This window comes from Micromonospora sp. NPDC049081 (assembly GCF_040648835.1).
Taxonomy (GTDB): Bacteria; Actinomycetota; Actinomycetes; order Mycobacteriales; family Micromonosporaceae; genus Micromonospora; species Micromonospora antibiotica.
Map to the genome: position 1 here is coordinate 354,093 of NZ_JBEZEK010000001.1, position 17,460 is coordinate 371,552.

General features: G+C 69.7%; 17 protein-coding genes. 12 read left to right on the plus strand and 5 right to left on the minus strand.

The annotated features are described in order from the left end of the window. The first annotated feature begins 237 nt into the window (after positions 1-237). Positions 238-753, plus strand: a complete 516-nt coding sequence (locus AB0B63_RS01120) for a hypothetical protein (protein WP_357013549.1) — start codon at positions 238-240, stop codon at positions 751-753. A 183-nt stretch (positions 754-936) separates the two neighbouring features. Here the strand turns inward: AB0B63_RS01120 and AB0B63_RS01125 are convergent, their stop codons facing one another. Then, on the minus strand, positions 937-1,953 hold the full coding sequence (locus AB0B63_RS01125) for a WYL domain-containing protein (RefSeq protein WP_208570862.1): 1,017 nt from the start codon (positions 1,951-1,953) through the stop codon (positions 937-939). Between the two features lie 206 nt (positions 1,954-2,159). Here AB0B63_RS01125 and AB0B63_RS01130 point away from each other — a divergent pair, with 206 nt between their 5' ends. The 11 genes from AB0B63_RS01130 (at position 2,160) to AB0B63_RS01180 (ending at position 12,656) form a co-directional block, all read left to right on the plus strand. Then, positions 2,160-2,513, plus strand: a complete 354-nt coding sequence (locus AB0B63_RS01130) for a RidA family protein (RefSeq protein WP_208570873.1) — start codon at positions 2,160-2,162, stop codon at positions 2,511-2,513. A 62-nt stretch (positions 2,514-2,575) separates the two neighbouring features. Beyond that, the gene (locus tag AB0B63_RS01135) at positions 2,576-3,823 is read left to right on the plus strand and encodes an IS701 family transposase (RefSeq protein WP_357013553.1); all 1,248 of its coding nucleotides are present in this window, start codon (positions 2,576-2,578) and stop codon (positions 3,821-3,823) included. A 548-nt stretch (positions 3,824-4,371) separates the two neighbouring features. After that, a complete protein-coding gene (locus AB0B63_RS01140) occupies positions 4,372-5,010 on the plus strand; it encodes a nuclear transport factor 2 family protein (RefSeq protein ID WP_208570864.1) in 639 nt (212 codons plus the stop codon). Positions 5,011-5,155: 145 nt separating this feature from the next. Beyond that, entirely contained in the window at positions 5,156-6,358 is a 1,203-nt protein-coding gene (locus AB0B63_RS01145; protein ID WP_307800000.1) for a 3-deoxy-7-phosphoheptulonate synthase, read from the plus strand. Further along, the gene (locus AB0B63_RS01150) at positions 6,346-6,969 is read left to right on the plus strand and encodes an isochorismatase family protein (protein WP_357013557.1); all 624 of its coding nucleotides are present in this window, start codon (positions 6,346-6,348) and stop codon (positions 6,967-6,969) included. The genes AB0B63_RS01145 and AB0B63_RS01150 overlap by 13 nt, the downstream gene beginning before the upstream one ends. Beyond that, positions 6,966-8,882 carry an anthranilate synthase family protein gene (locus AB0B63_RS01155; protein ID WP_357013560.1) on the plus strand — a complete coding sequence of 639 codons (1,917 nt, stop codon included), beginning with the start codon at positions 6,966-6,968 and terminating at the stop codon, positions 8,880-8,882. The genes AB0B63_RS01150 and AB0B63_RS01155 overlap by 4 nt, the downstream gene beginning before the upstream one ends. Beyond that, positions 8,879-9,226: a hypothetical protein gene (locus tag AB0B63_RS01160; protein ID WP_219463439.1), complete on the plus strand. Its 348-nt coding sequence runs from the start codon at positions 8,879-8,881 to the stop codon at positions 9,224-9,226. Before AB0B63_RS01155 ends, AB0B63_RS01160 begins: the two co-directional genes overlap by 4 nt. After that, positions 9,223-9,840, plus strand: coding sequence for a phenazine biosynthesis FMN-dependent oxidase PhzG (gene phzG, locus AB0B63_RS01165; RefSeq protein WP_357013563.1), 618 nt, complete (start codon positions 9,223-9,225; stop codon positions 9,838-9,840). Before AB0B63_RS01160 ends, phzG begins: the two co-directional genes overlap by 4 nt. Before the next feature lie 39 nt (positions 9,841-9,879). Next, positions 9,880-11,715: an asparagine synthase (glutamine-hydrolyzing) gene (gene asnB, locus AB0B63_RS01170; RefSeq protein ID WP_357013566.1), complete on the plus strand. Its 1,836-nt coding sequence runs from the start codon at positions 9,880-9,882 to the stop codon at positions 11,713-11,715. Between the two features lie 32 nt (positions 11,716-11,747). Continuing rightward, positions 11,748-12,236 carry a PhzA/PhzB family protein gene (locus tag AB0B63_RS01175; RefSeq protein ID WP_208570871.1) on the plus strand — a complete coding sequence of 163 codons (489 nt, stop codon included), beginning with the start codon at positions 11,748-11,750 and terminating at the stop codon, positions 12,234-12,236. A 9-nt stretch (positions 12,237-12,245) separates the two neighbouring features. After that, positions 12,246-12,656 carry a VOC family protein gene (locus tag AB0B63_RS01180; RefSeq protein WP_357013571.1) on the plus strand — a complete coding sequence of 137 codons (411 nt, stop codon included), beginning with the start codon at positions 12,246-12,248 and terminating at the stop codon, positions 12,654-12,656. 117 nt (positions 12,657-12,773) lie between these two features. Here AB0B63_RS01180 and AB0B63_RS01185 read toward each other — a convergent pair whose 3' ends face one another. From AB0B63_RS01185 to AB0B63_RS01200, 4 genes are all read right to left on the minus strand, one after another. After that, complete coding sequence (locus AB0B63_RS01185) at positions 12,774-13,625, minus strand: PhzF family phenazine biosynthesis isomerase (protein ID WP_307799765.1); 852 nt, start codon at positions 13,623-13,625, stop codon at positions 12,774-12,776. Positions 13,626-13,654: 29 nt separating this feature from the next. Then, positions 13,655-15,319, minus strand: a complete 1,665-nt coding sequence (locus AB0B63_RS01190) for an asparaginase domain-containing protein (RefSeq protein ID WP_357013575.1) — start codon at positions 15,317-15,319, stop codon at positions 13,655-13,657. Next, positions 15,316-15,789 (minus strand): DUF488 domain-containing protein, encoded by a 474-nt coding sequence (locus tag AB0B63_RS01195; protein WP_307799763.1) that lies wholly within the window; start codon positions 15,787-15,789, stop codon positions 15,316-15,318. Before AB0B63_RS01195 ends, AB0B63_RS01190 begins: the two co-directional genes overlap by 4 nt. A gap of 186 nt (positions 15,790-15,975) precedes the next feature. Further along, positions 15,976-17,232 (minus strand): replication-associated recombination protein A, encoded by a 1,257-nt coding sequence (locus AB0B63_RS01200; RefSeq protein ID WP_357014351.1) that lies wholly within the window; start codon positions 17,230-17,232, stop codon positions 15,976-15,978. Positions 17,233-17,460: the final 228 nt, after the last annotated feature.

Here is a 17,460-nt window from a genome sequence, read left to right on the forward strand (position 1 = left end):
GTTAATTATCCACCGTAACCCCCGCTTCGGTCGGCGGATCCTGCGCCCGCCGTGCGGGCTACCGGGGCCGACAGTCGGTGCCGACAACTGCGACCGCTGCGCGGAAGCCCGCAACTCTTCGGTGAGCTGATCGCGCGCCTGCAGGGCCGTCACGCTCTGTGTTACCCATGCTGTCCGCGACGCCGGAGATCCCGCTCCGGGAGGGCTGCCGTTCATCGTTTGCGATAACGCACGGTGATGTATGGCTACCTCTCCCGCTTCGGCTTCCATGTCGTACCTGCCGATCAACTTGTCGTGCGCGTGCACGGCATGCACTCGACCTTCGACTCGCTGTGCTTCGCGGTGTGGGAGAACGGCGAGCTCCTCCGCTCGCTGAGCATCTCGCCGGCCGCCGGCATCGGGGAGAACATCGGCGAACCCTACGACTTCGAAATGCCATATTGGGCGGGCGAACATCCCGTCGAGCCCATGCTCTCCGAGGATCCGTACCCTCTTGCCTTCCACCCGTTGGACCTGGGCGAGCAGGCCCTACGCGCGTTCTTCGGCTTCACCCTCGAGGGCCGACCCGACCCGGACGACATCGACCCGTTCGATGTTCCCCTGCACGGCTTCCACGTCGCCGACCCAACCGGCCGGGAACAGGCGGAACGCGACGACCTGATGGAACGAATCCTGCAGAGGATGGAACCGCCACGGCGCCACCGCATGATGCCGGACGGCACGCTGCGCCAACTCGACGACAGCGAGATCTGACCCCGAAGACCGACCTGCGAGCGCTGTCAACGCGCACGTCCCGACACCGGATCGTTCGACACCAGGTATCCAGCCCACGATGATCGGACACCCGGATCTGTCGCTCGGGTTCTGCCCCCTCTGCCGCCAACGAACGCCACCGAACCAAACAAAGCACTGCCGGGCCCGCTCACACCCGTACTGTCACCGGTCGCCCGGGGACGGGGCAGCACTCGCGTGACGATGGGCGTCCCGGGAGTTGTCATAGAGGCCGGCGATCGTCGCCGCCCGGCAGCCCAGAGCAGCCCGGAGGGAGGGCGGGGAGAGTGCCTCCGCATCGGCGCCGAGTTGCCATACGGCCCAGATGGCATGCCGCAGGTTCTCGAAGGTGACGTTGAGGCGCAGCCAGCCGTCCGTGTCGGGCTCTTCGGCCCGAACGGCCACGGCACTGGCCAGTAGTTCCTCACGCCACATCGGGGCGACCCTGACCGACACTGAGATGTGGTCGGCGGACAGGAACTGGGCGCACCGCTGCTTCCAGAGTAAGTCGAGATCGATGTGATCGGTGCGCTGCGCCCGTTCGTCAAGTTCCTCGGCGGCCAGCATCCGGGACAGCCGGTAGGTGCGGTCTTCGCCGTTGCGGGTCGCGAGCAGATACATCCGGTCGCGGACGGTTACCAGGCCAACCGGGTCGACCGTGCGCCACAGTGGGCTCTGGTCACGGGCCGCGTAGTGGATTCGCAGCCGGTTACCGGCGACCACGGCACGCCGGACAGTCAACATGGTGCTGTCAGGGACGTCTCGGGCAGCCTGCCGGCGGGATAGCAGATCGGTCTCCGGCTCCACGAGTAGCCGTTGGGCCGCGTCGCTGACGGTGATCTGGTGGCCGTCGGGCAGCGCGTCCACGACCTTGCGGATGGCCGAGGAGAGGGCGGCACCGAGACCGAAGACCTGTTCACCCCGAGCGGAGGCAGCGGTCACCAGGGCCAGCGTCTCGTCGTGGTTGAGGCCGGTGAGCTCGGCACGAAAGCCGGGTAGCAGAGCGACGCCTCCGTGGCGGCCGCGCTCGGTGTAGACGGGCACGCCGGCGGCGGACAGCGCTTCGACGTCGCGCAGCACCGTACGCGTGGAGACCTCGAGTTCCCGCGCCAAGGTGTCGACGGTCAGCTGACCACGCTGGCGGAGGAGCAGCATCAGCGAGACAAGCCGATCGGCGCGCACGGGACAACTCTAGCCACGGACCGCCCGGAATACCTGACACAGGGTGTCGTGATTACTTGTGACACTCGTCGGCAGGAGCTCGACATGCCGCCTGTTCGGGCGGCGGGACGAACGCGTCCTCGACCGAGCTCGTCCTCAATTGAGTCTAGGGAGTAACTGTGGCAGCAGAGCGTATCGCAGTCAACCCGGTGAACTGGTCCCTCGAGATGGGCTTCAACCAGGGTGAAGTCGTTTCTGGTCAGACCCGGACGCTGTACGTCTCGGGGCAGACGTCGATGAGCCCGGAGGGCAAGCCCGAGCACGACGGCGACATCGCCGCACAGCTCGCGCTGTGCGTCGACAACCTGGAGGCCGTGCTGAAGGAAGCGGGCATGACCCTGGCGAACCTCATCCGCTTGAACGTCTACACCACCGACGTCGACCAACTGTTCCCCCACTACGGCGTGCTCGCCGGGCGACTGGGGTCTGCGGGTGTCGCGCCGACCACGACGATGCTCGGGGTGACGCGCCTGGCGATCCCCGGCCAGCTGGTCGAGCTCGAGGGCACCGCCGTCGCCTGAGCCGACCTCGCCACGCTCGCTGCTCGTGCCGGTTCGTCCGGCGCGGGCAGCTGGCAGATTGGGTGACCCTGGTGGCCAAGAGCCTGCCCCCCGGCTGGGCGTCGCGACTGCGACAACTGACGGACCGTGTCGGGCACGTGTTCGCCCGCCCCGAGCCCCGCGTCGTCTTCCACGACCTGGTCGAAGGGCTGCTGTCGGACCTGCCGAAAAAGAACTGCTGGTCCTTGTCCGAACGGGCCGGGCACAGCCACCCGGGCCGAATGCAGGCGCTGTTGTCGCGGGGCGCGTGGAGCGCCGACGCCCTGGAGGCCGAGGTCCGCTCGTACGTCATCGAGCACCTGGGTGACCCGGACGCCATGCTCGTCATCCGCGACGCCCAGGTGATCAAGCGGGGTGACAAGTCCGTCGGGGTGGGGCCGCAGCACTGCACGCTCACCAACCGCATCGAGAACTGCCAGGTCGCGGTCATGCTGGCGTACACCGCGCCCGCCGGGACGGCGTACGTCGGGCATCGGCTCCACCTGCCGCGTACCTGGATCGCCGACTCGGTGCGCCGCACGAAGGCGGGCATTCCCGCCGACGTCGCGTACGCCTCCCGGCCGGAGCAGGCCGTCGAGCTGCTGGCGGAGGCAGTGGATGCGGCGGTGCCGTTCAGCTGGGTCAGCCTCGACGACGGATACGCCCAACATCCGCAGGTCCGGGACTGGTGCGTGCAGCGCGCCCTGCCGTACATCGCGGCCGTGCCGGCGACGCTACCCCTGATCAGGGTCGGTGCGACCAGGTCGTCCACCACGACCGGCCCCGAACAGATCCTCGGCCACATCGCCGACAGTTACTGGCACCGCCGGACCGAACGGGCGACTGGACGCACGCACGACTGGGCGCTCGTCGGGCTCGGCGGCAGCCTGCTGGTCGGTGGCGAGGTCCCCACCCGCGGGTTCGCCCAGTCGCTCATGGTGCGGCGGTCGGTCGACAACCCGCACGATGTCGCCTACTTCGTGGCCCACGCGCGCCGCCGCACACCCGCGTCCGTCCTGATCGGTGCGGCGGAGCGGCGACACCGCGCGGGGCAGCCGGAGCAACCCGGCGACGAACTGATCGGTCTCGACCAGTACCAGGTGCGCACCTGGACCGCATGGCACCACACGATCACCACGTGCATGCTCGCCCACGCGTTCCGCACGGTGCAGCGCGCAACGGCACCCGATGCCCGCACCGCCGTCCGCAGGCCCCGGCAGGTCGCGGCCTGCCGCCCCGGGGTGGGCACCGGGGCAGCGAGCCACCCACTGCGCAGCGGCTCGGGGCACTAGCGGACGTCGTGCGGGCGGGGCCGACCGGGTACCGGTCGGCCCCGCGGGCGGTGGCAGGGGCGGGGAGCCAGGCCGTGACAGCACACCGGCGGCACCGTCCGAATCGGACCATCACTCTCATCTGAGTTCCAGCCTGGCTGTCGTCATCCGGTATTTATGCCCGGTTCACGACACGTGACATCACCTGCGCCGACGGAATTCGCAAAACGCCGTGAGGCCACCATGAGTCCAAGATCCGCAACTGTAGTCGACAACTTCGGCCGGCGCGTTTTGGGGGCATCCTTCCGGAAGGAGAAAATCGAGGGTTCGCGTTTTGGCTGGTAGTAAGCACGAGTCAGCAGCACAACGCCCCATCAAGCGATTCATGATGTTGAAATATTGTCGCCGCCCGAGCTTAATGCGTCTTGACAGAGCCAGATGTGGGCTGTTGTATCAATGCCATCAGGCCGCCGGAACGACAAACCGGGGACCATGAAACGTGCCCGTAAATGACGGTCAGATGAGCGACTCAAACCCTAGTAACCACTTCCAATTAGGGGGAGACAGTCATGCACGAAATCAAGCGCACGATACCCATTGTCGCCGCCGGCGGCATCCTGCTGGCCGCCGGCACGCTCTTCGGGGCCAACTCCGCCTATGGCCAAACCGACACGAACAATCCCCAGCAGACACACGCGAATCACTCCGTCGACCACCGGGCGCATGCCCGCGTGCCCGGATTCGTCGCGCCGACCACCACCGCCGTGCCGACCCCCGCCACCAACACCGCCGCCCTCCAGGCAGGCGCCCAGAGCCCCGCCGAGCTGATCAATCTCCTCGGTCAGCGGATCGTGGCGAAGGACGTGGACGGGATCGTCGCGCTCCAGGAGCGCGAGGCAGCCATCATCGACTGGGACGGATCGGTCATTCGCGGGCATGCCGCCATTCGCGCATTCTACGTCGAGTGGTTCGAATCAGACCCGATCCTCCAGGTGAGCCCGCTCCAGATCGTGGAGGCCGGCGGAACACGCGTCGGAAACAAGGTGATTGGCCGTTCAGCGTCCGTGATGGGCACCTACACACTCGAACAGGACGGGCCCGACGGCACCCGGGTGAGCTTCTCGGGGAACTTTTGCGACATCGTCCGCCAGCAACTGAACGGCACCTGGCTCTACATCCAGGACAATCCCTACCCGCCGCACAGCTGATCTGCCCATCCACTGACCGCGTCCCTCTCACGCACTCCACCGCCCGTCGGTAAGTGAGCCCGTAGCCGATTAGCCAGCCTAATCGGCTACGGGCCACACCCGAAGTAACCAGCGAATGCCGAGATGTCCGAGGTTGGGAGAGAGTGTGAACACCATCTCACTCGATGTTCCACCGGTCGAGGCCGCCGAGCAGCAACCTGAATGGGAAGACCCGGCGCAGGTCGCGCAAATCCGCGACGTCCTGGCGAGCCTTCCTCCACTCATCGAGGCGGAGTCACTTCCCACGTTCCAGAGTTCACTCGCCGACGTCGCCGCCGGGCACGCCCAGGTACTGCAGGCCGGTGACTGTGCCGAGGACCCTGCGGAATGCACCGCGGAACACGTCAGGCGCAAGGTGGACCTGCTCGACGCCCTCGCCGCCACCATGAGCGCCGCCACCGGCCGACCCGTCGTCCGGGTGGGCCGCATCGCCGGCCAGTACGCCAAGCCACGGTCGAGGCCCACCGAACAGGTCGACGGCGTCGACCTGCCCGTCTACCGCGGCCACCTGGTCAACGATCCTGCGGCGACCCGCCCGGCACGCCGGCCCGACCCGCAGCGGCTGCTCGCGGGATACCGGTCGGCGAGACGGACCCTCAGCGAACTCGGGACCGTCCGTGCCGCCGGGGCGCCCGTCTGGACCAGCCACGAGGCACTGCTGCTCGACTACGAGGTGCCGATGCTGCGCCGTGACCGCGCCGGCCGGGTCGCGCTCACCTCCACCCACTGGCCGTGGATCGGTGAGCGGACCCGGCAGCTCGACGGTGCCCACGTCGCCCTCCTCGCCCAGGTGGTGAACCCGGTCGCGTGCAAGGTCGGGCCGACGATGACGGTCGTCGACCTGCTCGCGCTGTGCGCACGGCTCGATCCGCTACGGGAACCGGGACGCCTCACCCTGATCGCCCGACTGGGCGCCGACGTGGTCGCCGACCGGCTACCGCCGCTCGTGCGGGCCGTACGCGCGGCCGGGCACCCGGTGGTCTGGCTGGTCGATCCCCTGCACGGCAACACCGTCACCGCAGCCACCGGACGTAAGACGCGCATCCTGTCGACCATCCTCCGGGAGGTCACCGCGTTCCAGATCGCGGTGCACGCCGAAGGTGGGGTCGCGGGCGGCGTACACCTCGAGACGACCCCCGACGACGTGACCGAGTGCCTCGACGACGGGCACAGCAGCGAGCCGGCCCGCCTGCGGTACACCTCGCTCTGCGACCCGCGGCTCAATCCCCGCCAGGCGCAGACCGTGGTCTCCGCCTGGCGGGCGTCGCCCCTGACGAACCGGGCTGAGGAGAAACCGTGCCGGGCCTGACACCGATCGCCGCCTACCGGCTTCCGACCACGGGCGAACTGCCCGTCAGCATCGCGCAGTGGACTCCCGACGCCAGCCGGGCAGCGCTGCTCGTCCACGACATGCAGCGTTACTTCCTCGGCCCGTTCGACCCGTCGGTACGCGAGGCACTGGTCCGCAACTGCGTCCGGTTACGCCAGCGGTGCGGCGAACTCCGCGTGCCGACCTATTACACGGCCCAGCCCGGAGGCATGACCGAGCAGGAGCGCGGCCTGCTCAAGGACATCTGGGGTCCCGGGATGAGCGGGCAACCCGGCGACCGGGAGATCGTCACCGAACTCGCGCCCGGACCGGCGGACCACGTGCTCACCAAGTGGCGCTACAGCGCGTTCCACCGTTCGGACCTGCTGACCCGGCTACGCCGGCAGGGTCGCGACCAGCTCATCGTCTGCGGGGTCTACGGGCACGTCGGAGTGCTCGCCACCGCCCTCGACGCGTTCACCAACGACATCCAGCCCTTCCTCGTCGCCGACGCCATCGGTGACTTCTCCGCCGACCACCACCAGTTGACGCTCGACTATGCGGCCACGCGTTGCGCGGTGGTCACCACCACGGAGGAGGTCTTCCCGTGAACGCGGCCCGCCTGCTCCGGCAGCTCGTCGATCCCGGCCGGGAGGCATTCGCCCTGCTGCACCGCCCCGAGTCGGTGGGCGGCGACCGGGTGGAGATCCTGTCCGGCCGGATCAGCACCGTCGCGCGGCTCGCCGACGTCCCACTGCCCGACGCCCCGCTCCACGAGGCCGGGCCGGACGACGAGGCGCTGCACGAGACGCTGGTGCTGGTGCCCCACCAGCAGATCACCGAGCGGGGATTCACCGCCGTCATGGACGGGTCACCGCTGATCACCCTGTCGGTGACCGAACAGGGCTCAATGACCAGGGCCGAAGCGTTCGAACACCTTCCGGACGACCCGATCAGCCTCACCAACGGCGGCTTCGACACCGATGACGGCAGCTACGCCGACACGGTACGTGCGGTACTCGCCAACGAGATCAGCACCGGTGCCGGTGCGAACTTCGTCATCAAGCGGTCGTACGTCACCACCGTCACGGGGTACTCCCCGCGCACGGCGCTGAGCCTGTTCCGCCGGCTGCTCGCCCGGGAGACCGGCGCCTACTGGACCTTCCTCGTGCACACCGGCACCCGGACGTTCGTGGGCGCCACCCCGGAACGGCACGTCAGCCTGCGTGGCGGCGTGGCGGCGATGACCCCGATCAGCGGGACCTACCGCTACCCGAGGACCGGACCGGTCCTGGCGGAGGTTCTCGACTTCCTCACCGACGGCAAGGAGACCGACGAGCTGTACATGGTCCTCGACGAGGAACTCAAGATGATGGCCCGGGTGTGCGACGGCGGGGGCCGGGTGGTCGGCCCGTTCCTGCGGCAGATGGCCTGGCTCGCGCACACCGAGTACAACATCGAGGGCCCCAGCAGCCTGGACCCCCGGGACATCCTCCGGGAGACCATGTTCGCCCCGACCGTGACGGGCAGCCCGTTGGAGAACGCCTTCCGGGTGATCGCCCGCTACGAACCGCACGGCCGCGGCTACTACGGCGGCATCGCGGCCCTGATCGGCCGGGACGCCGGTGGCGCACGGACCATGGACGCCGCCATCATGATCCGCACCGCCGCCATCCGTCCCTCGCAGACCGACGACAGCGCCCGCGTCGAGGTCGGTGTCGGTGCCACGCTCGTCCGGCACTCCGATCCCGACGCCGAGGTCGCCGAGACCCACGCCAAGGCCGCCGGGGTGCTCTCCGCGTTGGGCATCGGCGAACGCCTCGACGGGCACCCACTGATCCGGCAGGCGCTCGACCGCCGCAACACGGCGATCGCGAGCTTCTGGCTCAGCGACGCGCAGACCCGCAGGCGGCCGCAGCCCGCCCTGGCCGGCCGCCGAGCCCTGATCGTCGATGCCGAGGACGCCTTCAGCGCGATGCTGGCCCACCAGCTACGGGCACTCGGCCTGGCGGTGCAGGTGGCCCGGGCCGACACCCGCCCCGGGTTCGACGCCCACGACCTCGTCGTCCTCGGCCCCGGCCCGGGTGACCCGCGCGACACCGTCGATCCACGGATGAGCCACCTCACCGAGGCGATCGACCAGCTCCTCGCCCGGCGTACCCCGTTCCTGGCGGTGTGCCTGAGCCACCAGCTGCTGTGCCGGCACCTCGGCCTGCCGCTGCGGCGGCGGGACATCCCCAACCAGGGCGTCCAACGTGAGATCGACCTGTTCGGCACCCCGGCACGGGTCGGCTTCTACAACTCCTTCGTCGCGTACGCGCGGATGGAGCAGTTCCACAGTCCCAGGGCGGGCGAGGTGCGCGTCAGCCACGACCCCACCACCGGTGAGGTGCACGCCCTACGCGGAGCCCACTTCAGCTCGGTGCAGTTCCACCCGGAGTCGGTCCTCACCCAGGACGGCGAACGCGTGCTGGGCGACCTGCTGGCATCGCTGACACACATCGAGGAGGTCATGAACGCATGAAGGCCGCCGTCTCCTGGTGGGACCTCGCCGGGTCCACCCAGACCATCGACTCACTGCGCCACTACCTGCGCGAGGAGGGCGTGCAGCCGTGGGAGCGGGTGCACGGAATGCGGCTCAAGTTCTGGATCTCCGACCGGGAGACCAACCGCTGGGGCGCGGTCATGCTGTGGGACGCCACCGCCGACCTGACCGCGCCGCTGCCGCCGAACCGGGCCACCGAGCTGATCGGATACCCGCCCACCGTACGGATGATGACCGAGGTGGAGGCCATCGTGGAAGGGCTGCACGCCGGGCCGTCCGACGACCGTGGGCTGGCATTCGGACCGGTCCGGAACCCGTCGTGAGTACGTCGGCACAGCAGTTGGGCGTCGATGTCTTCGCCACCCCGCCCGACGAACCGATGGGGCTGCTGCGGAGCTGGCTGGACGCGGCACGGGCGGACGCCGTCCGCGAGCCCGGCGCGCTGGCGCTGGCGACCGCCGACGCCGACGGTCGCCCGTCGACCCGGATGGTGCAGGTCCTCGCCGTGCGCGACAACGGACTGCTGTTCGCCACCCACTCCGGCAGTCGCAAGGGCCGGGAGTTGGCGGCGAACCGCCGGGCGTCGGGTGTCCTCTACTGGCGGGAGGTGGCCCGCCAGGTGGTCGTCAGCGGGCCGACCGGCCCGCTGGGAGCCGACGAGGCCGACGCCCTGTGGACGGCCCGGCCCGTCGCCACCCACCCGATGTCGGTGGCGTCGCAGCAGAGCGCACCCCTCACCGACGAGGACGCGTTGCGCGAGCAGGCGCGGCGGCTCGGCGACCGGGGCATGCCGTTGCCCCGCCCGGATGCCTGGCTGGCCTACCTGCTGGAGCCGGATTCGGTCGAGTTCTGGGAGTCCGACCCGGGCCGGTTGCACCGTCGGCTGCGCTTCGACCGCGACGGCACCGGGTGGCGGTCCGGTCGCCTTCAACCCTGACCACCCGGACAGTTCGCTCGAGAGGAACAGGTAGACGAGATGTGTGGAATTGCAGGCTGGGTCTCGTACGATCGGGATCTCACGCGACACCAGGCCGACCTGGACGCGATGACGGCGACCATGGCCTGCCGGGGTCCGGACGCATCCGGTGTCCAGCTGGACCGGCACGCCGGGCTCGGTCACCGCAGGCTCGCCGTGATCGACGTCGACGGCGGCACCCAGCCGATGGCGGTGCAGACCGACGACGGCACCGTGACGATCACCTACAGCGGCGAGGCGTACAACTTCGGGGAGCTGCGCGGCGAACTGCGACGCCGCGGTCACCGCTTCCGGACCCGCAGCGACACCGAGGTGGTGCTGCACGGCTACCTGGAATGGGGCGAGGCGGTCGCCGAACGGCTCAACGGCATGTACGCCTTCGCCGTGTGGGACTCCCGGGTCGACAAGCTGGTGCTGATCCGGGACCGGCTCGGCGTCAAGCCGCTCTACTACTACCGCACCGACGACGGGGTGCTCTTCGGTTCCGAGCCCAAGGCGATCCTCGCCAACCCGCTGGCCGAACGTGCCGTCGACCTGGCGGGGATCCGGGAACTGGTCAGCTTCACCCAGACGCCCGGCAGCGCCGTCTGGTGCGGGATGAACGAGGTGCTGCCCGGCGGGGTCGTCACCGTCGACCGCGCCGGGCTGCGCGAGCACCGCTACTGGACGCTGCCGAGCCGCCCGCACACCGACGACCTGCCGACCACCATCGCCAACGTCCGCTCGTTGCTCAGGGACGTGGTGGAACGCCAACTGGTCTCCGACGTGCCGCGCTGCACCCTGCTGTCCGGCGGGCTCGACTCCAGCGCGATCACCGCCCTCGCCGCCGCCAAGCTCGGCGAACGCGGTGAGAAGGTGCGCAGCTTCGCGGTGGACTTCACCGGACGCGAGGACGACTTCGTCGCCGACGAGCTGCGCGCCACCACCGACGCCCCGTACGCGCGGGAGGTGGGCGCGCACGTCGGCTCGCTGCACGAGTCGGTGGTCCTCAACCACCGGGACATCGCCGACCCCGCGGTCCGACGGGCGGTGATCACCGCCCGGGACAGTCCGCTCAGCCTCGGCGACATGGACACCTCGTTGTACCTGCTGTTCCAGGCGATCCGTCAGCACTCCACGGTGGCCCTGTCCGGGGAGTCCGCCGACGAGGTCTTCGGCGGCTACCGGTGGTTCTTCCAACCGGAGGCCCAGGCCGCGGCGACCTTCCCCTGGATGGCGGTGTTCGTCAGCGGCGCGAAGGCCCAGGTGTCGGACCGGTTCAACGCCGACATCACGGCCGCCCTCGACCTGCCCAGCTACATCAAGGACCGGTACGCCGAAGCGCTCACCGAGATCGAGCGGGTCGACGGCGAGAGCGACCACGAGTTCCGGATGCGCGAGATGTGCTACCTGCACCTGACCCGCTTCGTCAGGATGCTGCTCGAACGCAAGGACCGGGTCAGCATGGCCGTCGGTCTGGAGGTCCGGGTGCCGTTCTGCGACCACCGGCTGGTCGAGTACGTCTACAACACCCCGTGGTCGATGAAGACGTTCGACGGGCGGGAGAAGAGCCTGCTGCGGGCCGCGACCGCCGACCTGCTCCCCCGTTCGGTTCTCGACCGGGTGAAGGCCCCGTATCCGGCCACGCTCGACCCGATGTACACGAGCGCCCTGTTGCAGCAGTGCAGGGACCTGCTCGCCACCGACGACCCGGTGTTCAACCTGGTCGACCGCGCCTACCTGGAGGGCATAACCCGTGAGTCGGGCGCCCTGCCGATCGAGATCCGCAACGGCATGGAGCGGGTGCTCGACCTGAGCACCTGGCTGGACATCTACCGCCCCGAGCTTCGGTTCTGACCTGACCGCCACCGGCTGAGAAGGGACTTCCGTTGACGACCGAGACCCAGCTTCCGGGGTTCACCGACCAGGTGGACCTGCGGGCCCGCAACCGCGCGACCGTCACCGACTACATGAGCCGCAAGGGCGAGAACCGGCTGACCCGCTACCTGCTGTTCACCGAGGACGGCAGCGCCGGCCTGTGGACCACCGACACCGGCCAGCCGGTCGCCTCCCAGGGCCACGAACTGCTCCGGGCGCACGGCGAGTGGTCGCTGCGGATGTTCCCCGACTGGGAGTGGACGAACGTCGAGATCTTCGAGACGCAGGACCCGAACCGGTTCTGGGTCGAGTGCGACGGCGAGGGTCAGATCCGCTACCCGGCGTACCCGCCCGGGCACTACCGCAACCACTTCATCCACTCGTTCGAGTTGGACGATGGAAAGATCCGCCGCCAGCGGGAATTCATGAACCCGTTCCAGCAGCTCCGGGCGCTGGGCATCGAGGTGCCGACGATCGACCGCGGCGGAATCCCCACCTAGGAGCAGCAGATGACCGCTCGGCTCAACCCGTACATCGCCTTCAACGGCAACGCCCGGGAGGCACTGGAGTTCTACCGTGAGATCCTCGGCGGTGAGTTGGAGGTCGGCACGTTCACCGAGTACGGCGCGTCCGACGTGATGGCCGCCGACAAGATCATGCACGCGGTGCTCACCACCCCGGACGGTTTCACCCTGATGGCCTGGGACGTCCCCGAACGGGTGCCGTTCCACCCGGGCAACAACGTCGCCCTCTATCTCGGCGGCGACGATCCCGCGTTGCGCGGGTACTTCCAGCGGCTGTCGGTCGGAGGCACGGTGACGATGCCGCTCAACAAGCAGGTGTGGGGCGACGAGGCCGGCTCGTTCATCGACCAGTTCGGGATCTTCTGGATGGTCAACATCACCCGGCCAAAGGGCTGACCGGCCACACCTGGCGGATCCGGCACGCCAGCCCCCCGAGGTGGGCCCGCCCGCTGACCGCGGGCGGGCCCACCTCGGTCTGCCGGCGTACCGCACGTCGGCGGGACCGCCCGGGGCTCACGTGTAAAGCGTCGCGCGGGCCACCACGACCGCGGACCCGGAGACCTGGACCGTTTCGATCCGGTCCGGTGCACCGGTGGCCCGGGCCCGCATCGTCGACGGGCGACCGATCTCGACGCCCTGCAGGACCTCGATCCACTCACCGAAGGGGATCAGGCCGTGTCGCGCCAGATGCACCGCCAACGACCCGGCCGCCGAACCGGTGGCGGCGTCCTCGACGACGCCGTAGGCGGGCGAGAACATGCGCAGTCGCCACTGCGTGTCGGAACCCGCGAAACAGTTGGCGGCCATGTCGGGCAGCCGGGCCAGGACCCGCTGGTCGGGCTCCAGCGCGGACAACTCGGGTACACCCGGCAGACCGACGAACACGTGCCTCGGCCCGTTGTCGTAGACCTCCACCGGCAGGACGGCGTCGGTGGCGGGGACACCCAGCCCGGCGAGCAACTCCTCGGCCCGGTCGTAGCGCCCCCAGGTGGGGATGGGCTGCCACGAACTCGCCGAGCCGCGCCCGTCCCGGGTGGACCGCTCGATGTCGAACGTCACCGTGCCCATGGCCGTCTCCATCCGGATCTCCCCGACCGGCTTCAACTCGCTGAGTACGATCGCCGTGCCCAGGGTCGGGTGCCCGGCGAACGGCAGCTCGTTGACCGGGGTGAAGATGCGCACCCGCACGTCACCGTCCCGGCGCGGAGGCAGCACGAAGACGGTCTCCGACAGGTGCATCTCGTTCGCGATCTGCTGCATCCGCTCGGCGGACAGGGCTGCCGCGTCCAGGAAGACCGCGACCGGGTTGCCCTCCAACGCCGTCTCCGTGAAGACGTCCGCCACCACGTACTCGTAGGTGCCCACAGGTTCTCTCCAGCCGGGGATCGTCGAGGTCAATGCGTGTCGAACAACGCCTGATAGCGGGCGACCGCCTGCTCGGTCACCGCACGCTCGGCGTGGGTGGGCCGGAACGGGTCCGCGGCCGGCGGCAACGCGCCGTACTTGAGCAGGGCAGCCATCAGCAGCAACCGGGCCTTGGTCGCGGTCAGGTTGTTGCCGACGATGAACGTCGGATCCGTCCGGTACGCCATGCCACCGGTGTTGCCACGGCCGGTGCGAACCACCGGCATCCCCGCGAAGATGGCCACCCCGAGCGCCGAGTTCTTCGCCGGATCCGCCATCCCGAACGGCGACATGCCCTCACAGACGAAACCGGCGAGCGGGGCGGCGGCGAGATTGGCCCGGATCCGGGCCAGGATCTCCACCTCGTCGCCCACCCGGGGATCGCCGCCCGGTTCCGCCGCGTAGCGGCTGTACTTGGTGATCGTCACCCTGGGCATGGCGTCCGGGATCAGCCCGTCCCCGTCCCTCGTCGCGACACCGAGCAGGGTGACGCCCGACTCCAATGAGCCGGCGACACCGTTCACCTCCTTCGGCAGCACGGTGAGGCGCAGCTGCGAGCGCGCGGTCTGCCGGCGCGTCGGCAGGTAGGTGAGCTGCGGGGGGCCGTACCCGCCCAGGTCGGCGACGATTCCCCCGTGGCCGCCGGTGACTTCGTATCCGCCCGGTCGGGCGTCGACCTTGGTCACGTCGCGGGCGGTGTAGACGAGTTCGTCGACGATGACGCAGGCGCCGACCCGGTCGACACCCTGCGCGTCGAGGGCGACACCGGAGGCGATGTACTTCACTCCGTCCACCACGTTGCGGTCGCCGTCGGCGCTCAGCGAGTGGTGCCGCCGCTGGGCGGCGTGGCCGACGAGGGGCACCGTCGTGTCGATCAGCAGGCCGAGCCAGTAGAGGGTCTCGTCGACGGTCGGGCTGCCCTCGAGCCACTGCACGCCGTCGTGCTCACCTGCGGCGAGGACGGCCTGGACCTGGTTGGTCGCCCCGGCGAGGTCACCCAGGTGCGGCTCACTCTGCAGGTGGTAGGGGTAGTAGACGAAGAAGTCACGGCCGAGCCGCTCCCCGTCCGGACCGGTGGTGTAGCCACCCGACGGGGCCGCGCGGAAGAAGTCGAAGTCGGCGATCGAACCGAACTCGACGGGTGTGCCGTGATCGCCCAGCCCGAACCGTTCGATCTCCTCGTAGAGGCGGCTCGCGTCCGGGTAGAACGTCTGCCGGGCCGCCTCCGGTGGCGCGTACGGCGTGGTCGCGGCCTGCTCCCACGCTGAACCGTCACGCTGCCGCGCCAGGTATGGCAGGGGGTACAGCCCGTCGTCGGGGTGCAGCTCCACGACGAACACCGGGGTGGCGTCGCCGGCCGGCTGCGTGGTGTGGAACGTGCCGTCGGTGTCGAGCCAGCCGTCCGGCGGCGCGTACAGGTGTGCCGCGTCGCGTTCGAGTGGGTGCGCGCTGTACGCCTCGACGTACGCCGTGACCGGCGCCGCCAGCCGCTGCGGACGCAGTGCGTCGAACCGACCCGGCCGGGGTGCGAGGCCGTGCCGGATCCGGGCCTTGTTCGACGTGACCAGGTCGGGGGTGTTCAGGATGGTCGCCGTCGGCCCGGCGAACACCGCGATCCGGGGCCGGGTCCCGCCCGTCGGGGTCAGGCCGGTCATGCCGGGGTCAGATGCTCGACCGACACGTCGTGCTGCTCGGTGAGCCGCCGGGCGATCAGCGACCGGTGACAGGCCACCGCATCGCGCTCGACGCAGAACAGCGCCGCCCGCCCCCGCGTCGGTAGCGCCGCGAGCAGCGGCACCAGGTCGGCGAGGTCGAGGACCTCGGCGGTGTAGCGGCGCACGTACTCGGCGGCCAACTCCCGGCGGGACCGCTTACCGACGCCCTGGCGGTCGTCCTCGGCGTACTGCAGATGGCGGTGTTCGGTGGTCGGGGCCAACTCGCGGTGGTGCTCGTAGGCGATGCCCGCACCGGCGAGGGCCTCCTGCAGCCGGCGCGCGTTCGCCCAGGCGTAGTCGGGCCCCCGGACCCCGCGACGCTGGCGCACGTCGAACAGCAGTCTGACTTCCGCGGCGCGCAGGCGTAGCAGGAATGATTCGAGATCGAAATCGTAGACTCCGATTGTCACCAATCTATGCATTGGCATCCCGGTCCCTCGTATGGCGGTGCCGCACAATCCGCATCCTGATACTTGGTCGACCCACCCGACACTACCCTTGGAGACCCTCGACACAGCGGTTCGAATGCCATACCGAAAATGCCGATCCGACCACCCGCCCGACTCTTTTGCAACGACCGTCCACTGTGTTATGTGTCAGCCGCCACGAATCACGCGCCGGAGGTCTGCGAGTCGATCACGAAGGGTGCGCTCACCACCGTGCCGACTCGGATGGTAGTAGTTCTTTCCCACCAGACCGTCCGGCGGATACTGCTGTTCCAGCACACCGTCCGGCACCTTGTGCGGATAGCGGTAACCGATCGCGTTGCCGAGTTCCGCGGCACCCTTGTAGCGCCCGTAGCGCAGGTGGGCGGGGACGTCGCCCACGGCACCCCTGCGCACGTCCGACATCGCCGCGTCAATGCTCTCGATCACCGCGTTGGACTTCGGCGCCATCGCGAGGTGCAGAGTGGCCTGCGTCAGCGCGAGACGCGCCTCGGGCATGCCGATCAGCTGCACCGCCTGTGCCGCGGCGACTGCCGTGTGCAGGGCCGTGGGATCGGCCAGGCCGACGTCCTCGCTGGCGTGTACGACGAGCCGCCGCGCGACGAACCGCGGGTCCTCCCCGGCCACCAGCATCCGGGCCAGGTAGTGCAACGCGGCGTCGGGGTCGGAACCACGGATCGACTTGATGAAGGCGCTGATGACGTCGTAGTGCTGGTCGCCCTGCCGGTCGTATCGCACGGTCGTCTCCGCGACGGCCCGTTCCACGGCGGGCACGTCGATCTCGGTGCCACCGGTCGCCAGCACCCCGTCGGCGGCGGCCTCCAACGCCGTCAGCGCGCTGCGGGCGTCACCGGCGGCCAGCCGCACCAGCGCGGCTTCGGCCTCGACCGACAGCGTGACCGCGCCGCCGAGGCCCCGTGGATCCGCTGCGGCGCGACGGAGCAGGTCACGGACGTCGGCGTCGCCCAACGAGCGCAGTTGCAGCACCAGCAGGCGCGACAGCAGCGGGGTCACCACCGAGAACGACGGGTTCTCGGTGGTGGCGGCGACCAGCAGCACCAGCCGGTCCTCGACCGCACCGAGCAGCGCGTCCTGCTGCGTCTTGGAGAAGCGGTGCACCTCGTCGATGAACAGCACGGTCTGCCGGTGCTGCCGGTCGAGCCGGCGGCGGGCCTCGACCATCACGTCGCGCACCTCCTTGACGCCGCTGGACAGCGCCGAGAGGGCCACGAACTGGCGGGTGCCGGCGGTGGCCAGCAGCCGGGCGATCGTGGTCTTTCCGGTGCCGGGCGGGCCGTAGAGCAGCACCGAGGCCGCGCCTGCGCCCTCGAGCAGTCGGCGTAACGGGGCACCGGGACGCAGCAGGTGAGCCTGACCGACGATCTCGTCGATCGTGCGGGGTCGCATCCGGGTCGCCAGCGGACCGGCGTCCGGTGCCGCCGCACCCGGCTGCGGCCGTGGGTCGGCGCGCGGGGTGGTGAAGGACGGTGCGGGCAATTCGAACAGGGTCTCGACGCTGTCGTCCGTTCCGTCGTCTCGGCCATCCGTTGTGACGGTGCTCTGCTGGGACACGCTTGGTGGCCCTCCCCTTCGGTGAGCTGGGTATGTCGTGCGCACCCTAACCCGTCGTCCGCG

Coding starts and splice junctions, on each gene's coding strand:
- AB0B63_RS01120 (WP_357013549.1), top strand. CDS start 238: ATGTATGGCTACCTCTCCCGCTTCGGCTTCCATGTCGTACCTGCCGAT.
- AB0B63_RS01130 (WP_208570873.1), top strand. CDS start 2,160: ATGGGCTTCAACCAGGGTGAAGTCGTTTCTGGTCAGACCCGGACGCTG.
- AB0B63_RS01140 (WP_208570864.1), top strand. CDS start 4,372: ATGCACGAAATCAAGCGCACGATACCCATTGTCGCCGCCGGCGGCATC.
- AB0B63_RS01160 (WP_219463439.1), top strand. CDS start 8,879: ATGAAGGCCGCCGTCTCCTGGTGGGACCTCGCCGGGTCCACCCAGACC.
- asnB (WP_357013566.1), top strand. CDS start 9,880: ATGTGTGGAATTGCAGGCTGGGTCTCGTACGATCGGGATCTCACGCGA.
- AB0B63_RS01180 (WP_357013571.1), top strand. CDS start 12,246: ATGACCGCTCGGCTCAACCCGTACATCGCCTTCAACGGCAACGCCCGG.
- AB0B63_RS01190 (WP_357013575.1), bottom strand. CDS start 15,319: ATGACCGGCCTGACCCCGACGGGCGGGACCCGGCCCCGGATCGCGGTG.
- AB0B63_RS01200 (WP_357014351.1), bottom strand. CDS start 17,232: ATGCGACCCCGCACGATCGACGAGATCGTCGGTCAGGCTCACCTGCTG.